The organism is Streptomyces sp. NPDC002795 (assembly GCF_042888725.1).
Lineage (GTDB): Bacteria > Actinomycetota > Actinomycetes > Streptomycetales > Streptomycetaceae > Streptomyces.
Genome location: NZ_JBIAQB010000020.1, coordinates 43683 through 56868 on the forward strand (window position 1 = coordinate 43683; position 13186 = coordinate 56868).

The 13186-nt window shown below is 71.1% G+C and carries 14 protein-coding genes and 1 tRNA gene; 7 read left to right on the forward strand and 8 right to left on the reverse strand.

Annotated elements, in window-relative coordinates:
• Positions 1-16: 16 nt before the first annotated feature.
• Positions 17-1099, reverse strand: coding sequence for an ArgS-related anticodon-binding protein NrtL (gene nrtL, locus ACFYWS_RS38400; protein WP_389284254.1), 1083 nt, complete (start codon positions 1097-1099; stop codon positions 17-19).
• A 92-nt stretch (positions 1100-1191) separates the two neighbouring features.
• On the reverse strand, positions 1192-1716 hold the full coding sequence (locus tag ACFYWS_RS38405) for a response regulator (RefSeq protein ID WP_389284255.1): 525 nt from the start codon (positions 1714-1716) through the stop codon (positions 1192-1194).
• Positions 1717-1831: 115 nt separating this feature from the next.
• On the opposite strand from ACFYWS_RS38405, the gene ACFYWS_RS38410 reads away from it, so the two are divergent.
• Positions 1832-1903, forward strand: a tRNA-Arg gene (locus tag ACFYWS_RS38410).
• Positions 1904-1976: 73 nt separating this feature from the next.
• On the opposite strand, the gene ACFYWS_RS38415 is transcribed toward ACFYWS_RS38410, so the two are convergent.
• Genes ACFYWS_RS38415 through ACFYWS_RS38430 form a run of 4 tightly spaced genes read right to left on the reverse strand, consistent with a single transcriptional unit; the run spans position 1977 to position 5762 of the window.
• Positions 1977-2435, reverse strand: a complete 459-nt coding sequence (locus ACFYWS_RS38415; protein ID WP_389284257.1) for a MaoC family dehydratase — start codon at positions 2433-2435, stop codon at positions 1977-1979.
• Positions 2436-2440: 5 nt separating this feature from the next.
• Positions 2441-3934, reverse strand: a complete 1494-nt coding sequence (locus tag ACFYWS_RS38420; protein WP_389284258.1) for a long-chain fatty acid--CoA ligase — start codon at positions 3932-3934, stop codon at positions 2441-2443.
• Positions 3935-3945: 11 nt separating this feature from the next.
• Complete coding sequence (locus tag ACFYWS_RS38425; RefSeq protein ID WP_389284259.1) at positions 3946-4821, reverse strand: amidohydrolase family protein; 876 nt, start codon at positions 4819-4821, stop codon at positions 3946-3948.
• On the reverse strand, positions 4821-5762 hold the full coding sequence (locus tag ACFYWS_RS38430) for an SDR family NAD(P)-dependent oxidoreductase (protein WP_389284261.1): 942 nt from the start codon (positions 5760-5762) through the stop codon (positions 4821-4823). The genes ACFYWS_RS38425 and ACFYWS_RS38430 overlap by 1 nt, the downstream gene beginning before the upstream one ends.
• Positions 5763-5874: 112 nt before the next feature.
• Here ACFYWS_RS38430 and ACFYWS_RS38435 point away from each other — a divergent pair, with 112 nt between their 5' ends.
• Positions 5875-6336, forward strand: a complete 462-nt coding sequence (locus tag ACFYWS_RS38435) for a MarR family winged helix-turn-helix transcriptional regulator (protein ID WP_389284263.1) — start codon at positions 5875-5877, stop codon at positions 6334-6336.
• A 228-nt stretch (positions 6337-6564) separates the two neighbouring features.
• Positions 6565-7716 (forward strand): acyltransferase family protein, encoded by a 1152-nt coding sequence (locus ACFYWS_RS38440; RefSeq protein ID WP_389284264.1) that lies wholly within the window; start codon positions 6565-6567, stop codon positions 7714-7716.
• A gap of 87 nt (positions 7717-7803) precedes the next feature.
• On the opposite strand, the gene ACFYWS_RS38445 is transcribed toward ACFYWS_RS38440, so the two are convergent.
• The gene (locus ACFYWS_RS38445) at positions 7804-8754 is read right to left on the reverse strand and encodes a Ku protein (protein ID WP_389284265.1); all 951 of its coding nucleotides are present in this window, start codon (positions 8752-8754) and stop codon (positions 7804-7806) included.
• A 72-nt stretch (positions 8755-8826) separates the two neighbouring features.
• Between ACFYWS_RS38445 and ligD the strand changes: the two genes are divergently transcribed.
• On the forward strand, positions 8827-9708 hold the full coding sequence (ligD, locus tag ACFYWS_RS38450; RefSeq protein WP_389284267.1) for a non-homologous end-joining DNA ligase: 882 nt from the start codon (positions 8827-8829) through the stop codon (positions 9706-9708).
• Between the two features lie 138 nt (positions 9709-9846).
• Here ligD and ACFYWS_RS38455 read toward each other — a convergent pair whose 3' ends face one another.
• Positions 9847-10650 carry a nuclease-related domain-containing protein gene (locus ACFYWS_RS38455; RefSeq protein ID WP_389284268.1) on the reverse strand — a complete coding sequence of 268 codons (804 nt, stop codon included), beginning with the start codon at positions 10648-10650 and terminating at the stop codon, positions 9847-9849.
• Between the two features lie 111 nt (positions 10651-10761).
• Here ACFYWS_RS38455 and ACFYWS_RS38460 point away from each other — a divergent pair, with 111 nt between their 5' ends.
• The 3 genes from ACFYWS_RS38460 (at position 10762) to ACFYWS_RS38470 (ending at position 13179) form a co-directional block, all read left to right on the forward strand.
• Positions 10762-11427, forward strand: a complete 666-nt coding sequence (locus tag ACFYWS_RS38460; protein WP_389284270.1) for a hypothetical protein — start codon at positions 10762-10764, stop codon at positions 11425-11427.
• Entirely contained in the window at positions 11424-12707 is a 1284-nt protein-coding gene (locus tag ACFYWS_RS38465; RefSeq protein WP_389284272.1) for an ATP-binding protein, read from the forward strand. Before ACFYWS_RS38460 ends, ACFYWS_RS38465 begins: the two co-directional genes overlap by 4 nt.
• A gap of 118 nt (positions 12708-12825) precedes the next feature.
• Positions 12826-13179, forward strand: a complete 354-nt coding sequence (locus ACFYWS_RS38470; RefSeq protein ID WP_389284273.1) for an SH3 domain-containing protein — start codon at positions 12826-12828, stop codon at positions 13177-13179.
• Positions 13180-13186 lie beyond the last annotated feature (7 nt).

Here is a 13186-nt window from a genome sequence, read left to right on the forward strand (position 1 = left end):
TTCGTCTACTTCTGTGTCACAGATGTTCGGGTGCGTCGATGCCGAGCAGGGTCAGGCCGCCTGCGAGCACCGTCCCGACGGCTTCGGCGAGCGCGAGCCGGGAGCGGTGGGCGGCCGAGGGTTTCTCCTCGCCTTGAGGCAGTACGGCCGGGTGGAGCGAGGCCATGAACGTGTCGGCGACGCCGACGAGGTGCCGGGCGAGGCGGTCGGGGGCGTGCTGCTCGGCCGCGGCGCGGAGGATGCGCGGGTGGTCGGCGAGCGCGGCGACGAGGTCTTCCTGACCGGGTACGTCGTGTCCGGTGGGGTCGGCGGCGAAGCCGAGGTCCGCGGCGCCGCAGGTCAGGGCGCGGGTGCGGGCATGGGCGTACCGGACGCGGAAGAGCGGATTGGTCTCGCGCTGGGCGAGGTGCTCGTCGTACGCGTCGCCGATCCGGGGCCGGTCGTGGCCGGCGGGGTGGAGCAGGGCCCACCGGGCGGCGTCGCGGCCGAGCGGCAGCGGGTCGGCGGGGGCGGGCACGGGCCGGACGTTGATGTCGGGGGAGCCCGCGGATTCGGGGCCGTCGCTCGCGTCGACCTGGACGCCGAGAACGCCGACCCACTCGGGCCGGGGGCCGCCTGCGCAGCTGGTCCGTACGAGGGCGCCCTGAGCGCGCAGCAGACGGGCGACGGAGTCCATGACGACGAGGGCGCGCACTTCGCGGGCGGCGTGCAGCTGAACGACCTGTCCGGTGCCGCCTTCGGCGAACCCGTACCGCTCCCCGTCGCGCAGGATCTCCGCGACGAGCGCACCGGACGCGGACGCGGATTCCAGCAGCGTGACGTTGAGAAAACCGGGACCTGTGACGGCGACCTCGGCGATGCCGGGGCTCTCCCCGAGCCGCCGGGACAGGATCTCGGCGACCTGGCGCGGGGGCCGTCCGGCGGGGCCGGCGAGCTGTAGCGCGATGTTGGTGGCGTAGTCCCCGCGCCCGCCGGGCCGCGGCCGCTCGACGACGATCCGCTCCTCGCCCGCCGTGCGCACGGCAGCGTCGAGCTCACCGTCGTCGACCGCGCGACGGACGGCGCGCAGGACGGTGCGGGAGAGCTCGGCGGGGGTCACGGGACAAGCGTATGGGAGGAGGGGGGTGGGGAGGCGACCCGGTTTCCCGGAAGGTCCGGGATGCGGACGGGGCGGCCGGGGCCGCGGGACGCTCAGGCGTCGGCGGTGCGGGTGGCCTGCTCGGCTTCGTCGGCGGCGCTCACGGCGCGCGCGGCGCCCGCCCGGGAGGCACCGGCGGGGCCTGCCGCCGCGCGCCCCTGCTCGCTCAACCGCCGTACGACACGCACCAGTTCGCTGGGCTCGAAGGGCTTGGCGAGGAACGCGTCGACGCCGACGTCGAGCCCGCTCTCGACCTCGTACTGGGTGCAAGCGCTGACGACGGCGATGGGCAGCGCGCGCGTCCGGGCGTCCGCCCGCAGCCGGGCGGCGGTGCGCAGTCCGTCGAGCCGGGGCATGACGATGTCCAGCGTGACGACATCGGGACGCACCTGGTCGATCACGTCCAAACATTCGGCACCATCGGCCGCGGTCACGACCTCGAAGCCCTCCAGCTCGAGATTGACCCTGATCAGCTGCCGAATGACCTTGTTGTCGTCCACGACAAGGACTCGGCCGGACGCGCCTGGCACAACTCGAGAGTAGGTCGGCACCCGCCACCGCGTCCGGGTTTTCCCCACTTCCGCCCCGTACAGGCGCCCCGAACCCGGCCGTCCCCGCGGGCGATAACCCGTTCCTGAGTACCTCGAAGGAGCTGGTAGTGTTCTACCCGTCGCGACACACAGTGCGGCGCACGCCCCCGTAGCTCAGGGGATAGAGCATCGGCCTCCGGAGCCGGGTGCGCAGGTTCGAATCCTGCCGGGGGCACCTTGAATTAGGTGCCTGAAGACCCCGTCAGCAGCGGAGACGCTGTCGGCGGGGTCTTTTTTACGTCCACGGGTCAGGCGTAGAAGCGGGACACGCTCTGGAGGACCGCCGCCGGCTTCGGGGCGCCTTCTATCTCTACGGTTCCGTCGATCGTGATCTGGGCCCCTCCCCCGGGCACCTCCTCCACCGATGCCACCCTCGCCGCGAGGCGGATGCGGGAGCCCGCCTTCACCGGGGACGGGAAGCGGACCTTGTTGAGGCCGTAGTTGACCTTGGTGGTGACGCCCTGGACGTCCAGGAGGTCGGTGAAGAGGGGGATGAAGAGGGAGAGGGTCAGATAGCCGTGGGCGATGGGGGCGCCGAAGGGGCCCGCCGCGGCGCGTTCGGGGTCCACGTGGATCCACTGGTGGTCGCCCGTCGCGTCGGCGAACGTGTTGATGCGGTCCTGGGTGATCTCGAGCCAGTCGCTGGTCCCGAGGTCGGTTCCGGTGAGCTTCGCGAGTTCGGCCAGGCCGTTCACCGTGAGGGACATTCTCGTCAACCGTTCTGTGCGTAGGTTTCCCGCAGGCGGGACTTGATGAGCTTTCCGGAGGCGGTGCGCGGGAGTTCGCGGGCCAGGACCAGGGATTTGGGGATCTTGTACTTCGCCAACCGGCCGGAGAGGGAGGCGAGGAGGGACTCGGGGCGTGGGGCCGTGCCCGGGTGCGGGACCACGATGGCGCGGGGGACCTCGCCCCATTTCTCGTCCGGGACGCCTATCACCGCGCACTCCGCCACGTCGGGGTGGGCGAGCAGGGCGGCCTCGATCTCGGCGGGATAGATGTTCTCGCCGCCGGAAATGATCATGTCCTTGAAGCGGTCGACGATGGTGACGTAGCCGTCGGCGTCGACACGTGCCGCGTCTCCGGTGCGGAACCAGCCGTCGGAGAAGGCGGCCTCTGTCTCGGTCGGCAGGCCCCAGTAGCCCGGCATCACGTGCGGGCCGCGGACCACCACCTCGCCCGTCTCGCCGGTGTCCACCGGGGCGAGGTCCGGGCCCACGACCTGTACGTCGCTGAAGAAGTGCGGCACACCCGCCGACCCCGCCTTGGTCACCGCGTGTTCGGCGTCGAGGAAGAGGGTGCCGGGGGCCGCCTCCGTCATGCCGTAGCCCTGGAGGAAGGTGAGGCCGCGTTCCTGGTAGGCCGCGATCAGCGGGGGCGGTACCGGGGCGCCGCCGCAGGTCAGGATGCGCAGCGAGGACAGGTCGGCGGTCGGCCAGGCGGGCTGGCGGGTCAGCAGGTCGAACATCGTCGGGACGCCGAACATGAACGTGACGCCGTACCGCCGCACCAGGTCGAACGTGGCCGCCGGGTCGAAGGCGCCGACCAGGACGCATGTGCCGCCCTTGAGCAGCACCGGCAGCGTCAGCATGTTCAGGCCCGCCGTGTGGAACAGGGGCGCCGAGACGAGGGCGACCTCGTCCGCGATCAGGTCGTGGTCGACCAGGACGTTGATCGCGTTCCACGTCAGGTTGGCGTGGGTGAGCATGGCGCCCTTGGGGCGGCCCGTCGTGCCCGAGGTGTACATGATGAGGCAGACGTCGTCCGCGCCGACCGCCTCGTCGACCGGGTCCGGCGGGGCGGACGCGAGCAACTGCTCGTACCCGCCTCCCTCGGCCTCGATCGTCAGGGGGACGGAGAGCGCCTCGGCGGGTTCCCTGCCGCCGGTGTGCAGGAGGGTCTTCGCTCCCGAGTCCCTTATCTGGTAGGCGAGTTCGGCTGTCGACAGGCGCGTGTTGAGCGGGACGAAGACCGCGCCCAGGGTGCCGGCCGCGAACAGCGTCTCCAGGTACGAGGGGTGGTTCGGGCCGAGGTAGGCGACGCGGTCGCCGCGGCGTACGCCCTGTGCTCGCAGGGCGTGTGCCAGGCGGGTCGTACGGTCGTGCAGGTCGGCGTACGAGTACGTCGTGCCGTTGTGGATCAGGGCGGTGCGGTGCGGGGTCTTGCGGGCCCGGCGGGCGGGCCACGAACCCAGTCCCTCGTTGCGCATACCGATCCCCTTCAGGGCTTGGTGAGACCGAGCAGGCGGGCCGCGTTCTCCTTGAGGATCTTGGGGCGGACCGCTTCCTTGATGTCCAGCTTCGCGAAGTCGGCGAGCCAGCGGTCCGGGGTCAGGACCGGGTAGTCCGAGCCGAAGAGGACCTTGTCCTTGAGGAGCGTGTTCGCGTACTGGATCAGCTGGGGCGGGAAGTACTTCGGGGACCAGCCGGAGAGGTCGATGTGCACCCCCGGCTTGTGGGTCGCCACGGCCAGGGCCTCGTCCTGCCAGGGGAACGAGGGGTGCGCCAGGATGATTTTGAGGTGGGGGAAGTCGGCCGCCACGTCGTCCACGTGGAGGGGGTTGCTGTACTTCAGGCGGATGCCGCCGCCGCCCGGGACGCCCGCGCCGATGCCCGTCTGGCCGGTGTGGAAGAGGGCGATCGTGCCCGTTTCCTCGATCAGCTCGTAGAGCTCGTAGGCCACGGAGCGGTCGTTCGGGTAGAAGGCCTGGATGGAGGGGTGGAATTTGAAGCCCTTCACCCCGTACTCCTCCACCAGGCGGCGGGCCTGCTTCACGCCCGCCTTCCCCCGGAACGGGTCGATCGAGGCGAACGGGATCAGGACGTCCGGGTGGGCGGCCGCCGCCTCGGCGACCTCCTCGTTCGGCACGGGTTCGGTGCCCGTCGCGGACTCGGCGTCGACCGTGAAGATCACGGCGGCCATGTTCCGCTCGCGGTAGTACGCGGCCGTCTCCTCAAGGGTCGGCTTCCGGTTGCCCTCGGTCTTGAAGTACGCGGAGGACGCCTCGTGGAGCTCGTCGTCGAGGGAGGACTTTCCCTTGGAGGAGACCTCGGCGTGGGTGTGTACGTCGATCGCCGCCAGCTCGTCGATGTTCATCACGCCTCCGGGAGCTTCGGTGCGGGGATGCCGACCGTCTGGAGCTCGGCGCCGACCGACGTCGGCCACGCCTGCGCCAGCGTGTCCGGGGTCCAGCCCCCGTCCGCGTAGGCCGACTTGATCTCCTGCGGGTGCGACCAGAGCGTGAGCCGGTCGCCGCCGATGCCGATCGCCTGGCCCGTCACGGAGCGGGCCGCTTCGGAGGCGAGGAAGGGGACGAGGGCCGCGCAGTCCTCCGGTGTGCCGAAGCCCTCGCCCTTGCGCAGGAAGGACGGGAGCGGTTCGCCGCCGCGCAGGGCGTCCACGTACGGGGCGAAAGCCGGGATCGTCTCCGTCATGGCCGTCGCGGCGACCGGGACGATCGCGTTGACCGTGATGTTCGCGCGGGCCAGCTCCATCGACCACGTACGGGCCATGGCGACGATTCCGGCCTTCGCGGCGGCGTAGTTCGTCTGGCCGAAATTGCCCCGTTGCCCCGCGGGCGAGCCGACGAGGACGAGCGTGCCGCCCTCGCCCTGCTCGCGCATGCGGACGGCTGCGGCGCGGGCGCAGGTGAAGGTGCCCTTCAGATGGGTGGTGAGCACCGCGTCGAAGTCGTCGTCGGTCATCTTCCACAGGACCTTGTCGCGCAGGATGCCGGCGTTGGTGACCAGGACGTCGAGGCGGCCGAACTCGCTCACCGCACGCGCCACCAGGCGGTCCGCGGCCTCGGCCGTGCCGACCGGGACCACCTCGGCGACGGCCGTTCCGCCCGCCTCCCTGATGGACTTCACGGCCGCTTCGGCGACGGCCTCGTCGACGTCGTTGACGACGACCGAGGCGCCGTGGGCGGCGAGGGCATGGGCGTAGGAGAGGCCGAGGCCACGGCCGCCGCCGGTGACGACGGCCGCCTTTCCGGTGAGATCGATGGACACGTGCGGGTCCCTTCCTGCCGGTGACATGCGGGGCAAGAAGGAAGCTAAGAACAATAATTGGTGACGTCAATAGTTGTAGCTGACCCGTACATGCGAGAGACTGGCGCGGCACACCGCAGGCCCACCCCAGGGAGACCTCATGACCCCCGCCCCGATCGACGCGCACGAGCCATGGATGCGCGGGCTGCACGCCGACACGGGCTATCTGCTGTACCGGCTCGGCCTGCGTTCGGGGCAGCTGTTCAACGCCTCGCTCCAGGAGTCGGGGCTGCGCCTGCGCCACTACGCGGTGCTGCGCTTCCTGGCCACGGGCGAGGGCGCGCTCCAAAGGGAGTTGAGCGCGCGGCTCGGCTACGACCCGAGCGCGATCGTGGGCCTGGTCGACGACCTGGAGAAGGCCTCGTTCGTCGAGCGGCGGCCGTCCCCCGGCGACCGGCGCAGCCGGATCGTGGTGCTCACGGACGACGGCCGGGACTTCCTGCGCGGCTCGGACGAGGCGGGGTCGCGCGTGACGAGCGAGCTGCTCGCGCCGCTGGACGCGGACGAGTGCGAGACGCTGCACGGGCTGTTGCGGCGGGTCGCGGAGGCCGGGCTCAACTGACGCACCCTTTCGGCCGTTGTCGACTTCTCGCTACGGAGACCGGCAGGGAACGCGTTTGAGCGGTTGTCATTCCTGATCAGGACTGTGAGAGCCGCCACGCCCACCCGATCCAGGTTTACTCGTGCCCCACCGCATGACTACGGTTCGGTCGATGTCTCGCAGCCACTTGAACCTCACGAATCCAGGAAGATGCGTATCCGGCAGCCGGGGTTCCCAACGGGAGGGATCGTGAGCGAACCGGTACAGCTCGCGGCTCATCGGGCCCCGCTGCCCGATCAGCAGGACACCGTCGCACCCGCGAGCACTCCGTCCAGGAGACAGGCGGCCACACCGGCCGCCACCGCGACACCGAAGACCGGCAAGGCCCGGGACGCGTTCTACGACAACGCCAAGTACCTGGCGATCGTCCTGGTCGCGATGGGCCACTCCTGGGAGCCGCTGCGCGACGGGAGCCGGGCGGCCTCCGCCCTCTACATCATCGTGTACACGTTCCACATGCCGGCGTTCATCGTGATCTCCGGCTACTTCTCGCGGTCGTTCGACGCGAGCCCTGGTCGGCTGAAGCGGCTGATCACGGGTGTGGCGGTGCCGTATGTGGTGTTCGAGGTCGTCTACACGCTCTTCAAGCGGTACGCCGGTGACGACCCCGGGTACGACTTCAGCCTCCTCGACCCCTGGTACCTGACCTGGTTCCTGGTGTCGCTGTTCGTATGGCGGCTGAGCACGCCGATCTGGAAGACGATCCGCTGGCCGCTGCCGGTGGCGCTCGCCATCGCGGCGCTCGCCTCCGTCTCCCCCAGCATCGGCGACGACCTGGACATGCAGCGCCTGTTGCAGTTCCTGCCGTTCTTCGTCCTCGGTCTGTGCCTGAAGCCGGAGCACTTCCAGCTGGTGCGCCGCAAGGAGGCGCGGATCATCGCGGTGCCGGTCTTCGGAGCCGCGCTGCTGTTCGCGTACTGGGCGGCGCCGCGGATGACCGCGGCGTGGACGTACCACCGGGACAGCGCACAGGAGTTGGGTGCGCCCGGCTGGACCGGCATCGTCATGACGCTGGCCATGTTCGGCTGTTCGGTGATTCTCACGGCGTGCTTCTTCGCGTGGGTGCCGGGCCGCAAGCTGTGGTTCACGGCGCTCGGCGCGGGCACGCTGTACGGCTACCTGCTGCACGGCTTCGTCGCCAAGGGCTCCCGCTTCGGGGACTGGTACGACGTGGCCTGGGTGCACACACCGTGGGGCCAGATCGTGGTGACGGTGCTCGCGGGAAGCCTGATCACCGTGCTGTGCACACCACCGGTCCAGCGGATGTTCCGGTTCGTGATGGAGCCGAAGATGGAGTGGGCGTTCAAGCGGGACGCCGCGAAGCTCGCGCGGGGGCGGTAGCCGCTTCTGCGTTCACCCGGCGACGGGGTTGCGGTCTCGGGGCTCTGCCCCGGGCCCCGCGCCTCAATCGCCGGCGGGGCTTAAAGCTCAAGCCGACGTCTTCTTCCGAGGCGTCGGCTTCTTCTTTGCCGAGGTCGACTTCGTGGACTTCTTGGTCGCCGTCGTCTTCTTCGCGGGTGTCTTCTTGGCGGTGGACTTCTTCGTACGGGGCCGGGACGCGAGCTCCGTCACCTCGGCGACGTCCTCGTCCCCCTTGTCCCGCGCCTTCTTGGCCGCCTTGACGCTGCTCTCAAGCGCCGACATGAGGTCGATGACCTTGCCGCCCCCGCCGCCCGACTTCTTGGGAGTCTCGGCCGGTTCGGCGCCGGAGGCCTTCGACTCGATCATCTCCTCCACGGCGTCCCGGTAGTCGTCGTGGAGGGAGTCCATGTCGACCTCGCCGAGCGTGTCCATCAGGGCGTCCGCCAGATCGAGTTCGGCGTCGCGGACGGTGACGTTCGAGTCGGGGGCGGCGTCCTCGGGGGCCCGAATCTCGTCCGGCCAGAGCAGTCCGTGCATCGCGATGACGTCGTCGACGACCCGCAGCATCCCGAGCCGCTCCCGGCCGCGCAGCGCGAACTTGGCGATGGCCACCTTGTTGCTGCGCTTGAGCGCCTCGCGCAGGAGCGTGTACGGCTTGGCGGCCGGGACGCCGTTGGCCTGGAGGTAGTAGGCCGTGCCCATCTGGAGCGGGTCGATCCGCTCGGCCGGCACGAACGAGACGATCTCGATGGTCCTGGCCGTGGGGATCGGGAGCTGGGCGAGGTCGTCCTCGGTGATCGGGATGATCGAGCCGTCGGCGTCCTCGTACCCCTTGCCGATCTCGTCGTTCGCGACTTCCTTCTCCTCCAGCTCGCACACCTTGTGGTAGCGGATGCGGCCGCCGTCCTCCAGGTGGATCTGGCGGAAGGAGATCGAGTGGTTCTCGGTGGCGTTGACCAGCTTGATCGGGATGCTGACCAGGCCGAAGGAGATGGCGCCGTTCCATATGGAGCGCACGGTGGACCTCCCGGTTCGCGCCGATGCGCGACATAGAGGACATAACGGGCTGGGTTGCCAGAGTATTACCGTATGGCGCCGATCACAGAAGTGGAGGGGCGGCGGCTCACGCTCAGCAATCTGGAGAAGGTGCTGTACCCCGACTCCGGATTCACCAAGGGCGAGCTGCTGCACTACTACGCGACGGCCGCGGAGGCCCTGCTCCCGCACCTGCGGGGCCGCCCGGTCTCCTTCCTGCGCTTTCCCGACGGGCCCGAGGGCCAGCGGTTCTTCGCCAAGAACGTGCCACCGGGGACGCCCTCCTGGGTGAAGACGGCCGAGGTGTCGCGCTCGGACGGGGTCTCGCGGCAGATCCTCGTGCAGGACCTGCCGACGCTGATGTGGGCGGCGAACCTGGTCACCGAGTTCCACACGCCGCAGTGGCGGGCGGACGCTCCGGGCCGCGCCGACCGGCTGGTCTTCGACCTGGACCCCGGGGCCCCGGCCGACATCGTGCAGTGCTGCGAGGTGGCCGGGTGGCTGCGGGAGCGGTTGGCGCGGGACGGGCTCGACGCGTACGCGAAGACCTCCGGGTCCAAGGGGCTGCATCTGCTGGTGCCGCTGGTGCCTACGGCGTCGGAGCGGGTCAGTGCGTACGCGAAGGGGCTCGCGCGGGAGGCGGAGGAGGCGCTGCCGGGGCTCGTGGTGCACCGGATGGCGCGGAACCTGCGGCCCGGGAAGGTGTTCGTCGACCACAGTCAGAACTCCGCCGCGAAGACGACGGCGGCGGCTTACACGTTGCGTGCGCGGGTGTCTCCGACGGTTTCGGCGCCGGTTACGTGGGGGGAGGTGGAGGGGTGCGGTGCTGCGGGGGATCTGGTGTTTGTCGCGGGGGACGTTGTCGCGCGGCTGGAGCGGGATGGGGATCTGCTCGCGGGGGTGTTCGACGGTGGGCGGGCCGGGGAGCTTCCTTGAGGCGGATGGCGTTGCGGTCGCGGGGCGCTGCCCCGGACCCCGCTGCTCAATCGCCGCAGGGGCTTAATTTGCCGAACCGGCGTTGCGGTCGCAGGGCTGAGCCTCAGGCGCCGCTGCGCTTGAAATGGGTTGAGGTGGTCACACTCGGCCCCACGTTCCCCTGTCCCGCGCCATCATGTGCAGCGCCTCCACGTCCGCCGGTTTGAGGAGGCCGCCCGTGCGGGCCAGGGGTGAGAGGTCCGTGTCGGTGAAGAGGTGGACGTTGCGCGGCGGTGTCGTCACCTCGACGGTCGCCGGTTCCACCAGGACGAGGCCCGCGCGGACCTCCGCGGTGAGGGCGAAGGAGGCCCGGGACGCGTCGGCCCGCACCCGGCGCAGCAGCGGCTGCCGCTCCCCGCGGCCCGCCGTCACCCAGGGGTCGCCGACCCGCACCCGTTGCCTGCGCACGGGCAGCGTGTGCAGCGCGAACAGGCCGCCGGGGCCGATCAGCAGGTGGTGGATGCGGGATCCGCCGGGCAGTGGCACCGAGTGCAGCACCCGCCAGCCGACCGCCTCAAGTCCGTCGAGGACCTCGCCCACCCGCGCCTGCGCGGCGAGCGCCCTGCGCCGCGGGTCGGTGCGCAGCCGGCGCTGCGGGCCCGGGTCGCGGTCCAGGGAGATGACGAGGGCCTCGCCGGGACGGTTCGGCGCGAGGTCGTCGTCGGGGTGGAGGGTGAGCCCGGCCAGTTCGGCGGGGGTCGGCACCGGGGGCGGGCCGACGGCGACCTGGCCGGTGACGAACGGGCGGAGCACGTCGAGCACATCCGCCCGCCGGGCCTCGCTCAGCAGGTTCACCCGGCCCGCGTCCCGGTCGTACCAGGCGACGTTCGTGCCGTCGTCCCCGCACACGTAGAGCCACTCCTGGCCGTGCCGCCAGGTCGGTATGACGCGCAGTCCGCTCATGCCCCATCACCCCACGACCATGGGAGCAGCAAGCCATGCCGCAGGGCAATAAGCCCGCAGGCCCGGCATGATGACCTTCGCAACCCGTTCGACCCGGCAGGCAGGAGTGCAGTGACGTCAAAGCTCCTCGGCGTATCGGCCCTCGCCGTACTGCTCTGCGCGTGCGCCGGCTGCGGGGACCAGGGCGGCCTGGAGAGCGCGGGCCCGACGCCGACGGCCGTCGGCCCGGAGCGGCTGTGGCCCACGCTGCCGTCCGCGACCCGCGCCACCGACGACTACGGCGCCGGGGACACCGCCGTCGTCAAGGGCGTCGAGGTGCCCGGCGGGAAGCTGCGCGCGGTCGACCCGGTGACGATCGTGCGGGCCCGCGTCGCCGCCGCGCCCGACGACTACAAGGACGTCGCCGCCGATGTCGCGGACTGCCCGGCGTCCAAGGACTGTCCCGTTCTCAGGGGGTACTACCGGGATCTGACCGGTGACGGACAGGACGATCTGCTCGTCGCCGTCCGCGCCCCGCACCGCGAGGCGTACCTCCAGGCGTACACGTACAGCGGCGGGAAGCTGACCCAGATCATGGACGACAGGGACGCCGTCATCAACGTGCATCTGGCGGGCCGCAACATCGTGGTGCGCGCCGCGGCCGACCTGTCCGGGTACGAGTACCGCACGTCCTGGTCGTACGACGGACACCAGAAGGCGATGCTGCCGACCCGCGACGAGATCCTGCGCACCGGGTCCTCGCACACTCCTGACACGCCGTCACCGAGCCGCTCATGAGTCCGCGCGCGCTGCGGCTGCCCGCCTGGACCGCGTCGCTGACGTGGAAGGCGACCGTGTTCATCACCGTGATGTGCTGCGCGCTCGCCGCGCTGCTCGGCGTCCTCGTGCACGTCTCGGTCACCGACCAGACGACGGGTCAGGCCCGCGAACGCGCGCTCGACCTCCTGAAGTCCACCACCAAGCGGTACGAGGCCGGGGGCAAGCTCGCGCCGGGCGCGGGCCTCGATCCGCCGGGCCTGCCCGCCGAGTTGCGCGCCCTCGCCGTGCGCGGGGAGCGCGGCACGATGATCGCGGCGCGCCGGGAGCGGCCGACGATGTGGGCCGCGGGCCCGGCGGCCACCGGCCGGGGCGGCGAGCGGGCCCTCGCGGTGCGGGTCGACTTCGCGCAGGGCCGGCGCACCATCGACGGGCTCGACGGGGCGATCCTCACCTCGTCCGTGCTCGCGATCGGGGCGACGCTGCTGGTCGGCGCGTTCGCGGTGACCCGTGTGACGCGACGCCTGCACGCGACGGCGCGGGTGGCGCGCAGGATCACCGCGGGCGACATGGACGCGCGCGTCGACGACCGCCGGACGAAGGACCCGGGGCGGCGCCACGACGAGGTGGCCGATGTCGCGGGCGCGCTCGACAGCATGGCCGGTTCACTGCAGGCCAGGATCCTGACCGAGCAGCGGTTCACCGCCGATGTCGCGCACGAGCTGCGGACGCCGCTGACCGGGCTGCACGCCGCCGCCGAGCTGCTGCCGCCGGGGCGGCCCACGGAGCTGGTGCGGGACCGGGTCGCCGCGCTGCGCACGCTCACCGAGGACCTGCTGGAGATCTCGCGGCTCGACGCGCGCAGCGAGCCGCTGGACCTGGACGAGAACCGGCTCGGCCCGGTGGTCGAGCGGGTGGTGCGGGCGTCCGGCACGCCCACGGAGGTCGATCTCGTGCGGGATGTCTGCGTGCTGACGGACCGTCGCCGCCTGGAGCGGGTCCTCGGCAACCTCGTGGCCAACGCGCATCTGCACGGCGCCGCGCCGGTCACCCTGACCGTGGAGGGCCCGGTGGTCACGGTGCGCGACCACGGCGCGGGCTACCCCGGTTATCTCGTGGAGCACGGACCGCAGCGCTTCCGCACCGAGGGCGGTGCCCGTGGGCACGGGCTCGGCCTGACCATCGCGCTCGGACAGGCCGAAGTCCTCGGCGCGCGCCTGGAGTTCGGGAACGCGGCGGACGGTGGTGCGGTGGCGACGCTGACGCTGCCGCACGAGGGGGCCGGGCCCGAGGTTTCGTAGCGGAGAGTGCTTCGTAGCGGAGAGTGACCTTTTGCGTGCCCTGCGTACCGCTTTTAGTGTGAAACCGGGCATTCAAGGCTCCTCGCCCGCCCCTCTCCCCCACTTCAGGAGGACTCGCATGTCCCTCACCAAGCGTCTCGGTATGGGCATCGCCGCCGTCGCCACCCTCGTCGCCACCGCGGCCGTCCCGGCCGTCGCCCAGACCGCCGGTGCTTCCGGCTCCGACGGCTCGACACCGGTCTACAAGGGCCGCGTCACCGCGAAGTCCGGGCTGCTGCTGCGCGACGCCCCGACCCGCGGCGCCAAGGTCGTCCGCTCGGTGCCGTACCGCGCGATCGTCCCGATCTTCTGCAAGACCTCGGGCGACAGCGTCGGCGGGAACTCGTACTGGTACCTCCTCACCGACGGCACCTGGGCGTGGGGCTCGGCGAAGTACATCCAGAACATCGGCGCCGTGCCGCGCTGGTGCTGACATAACC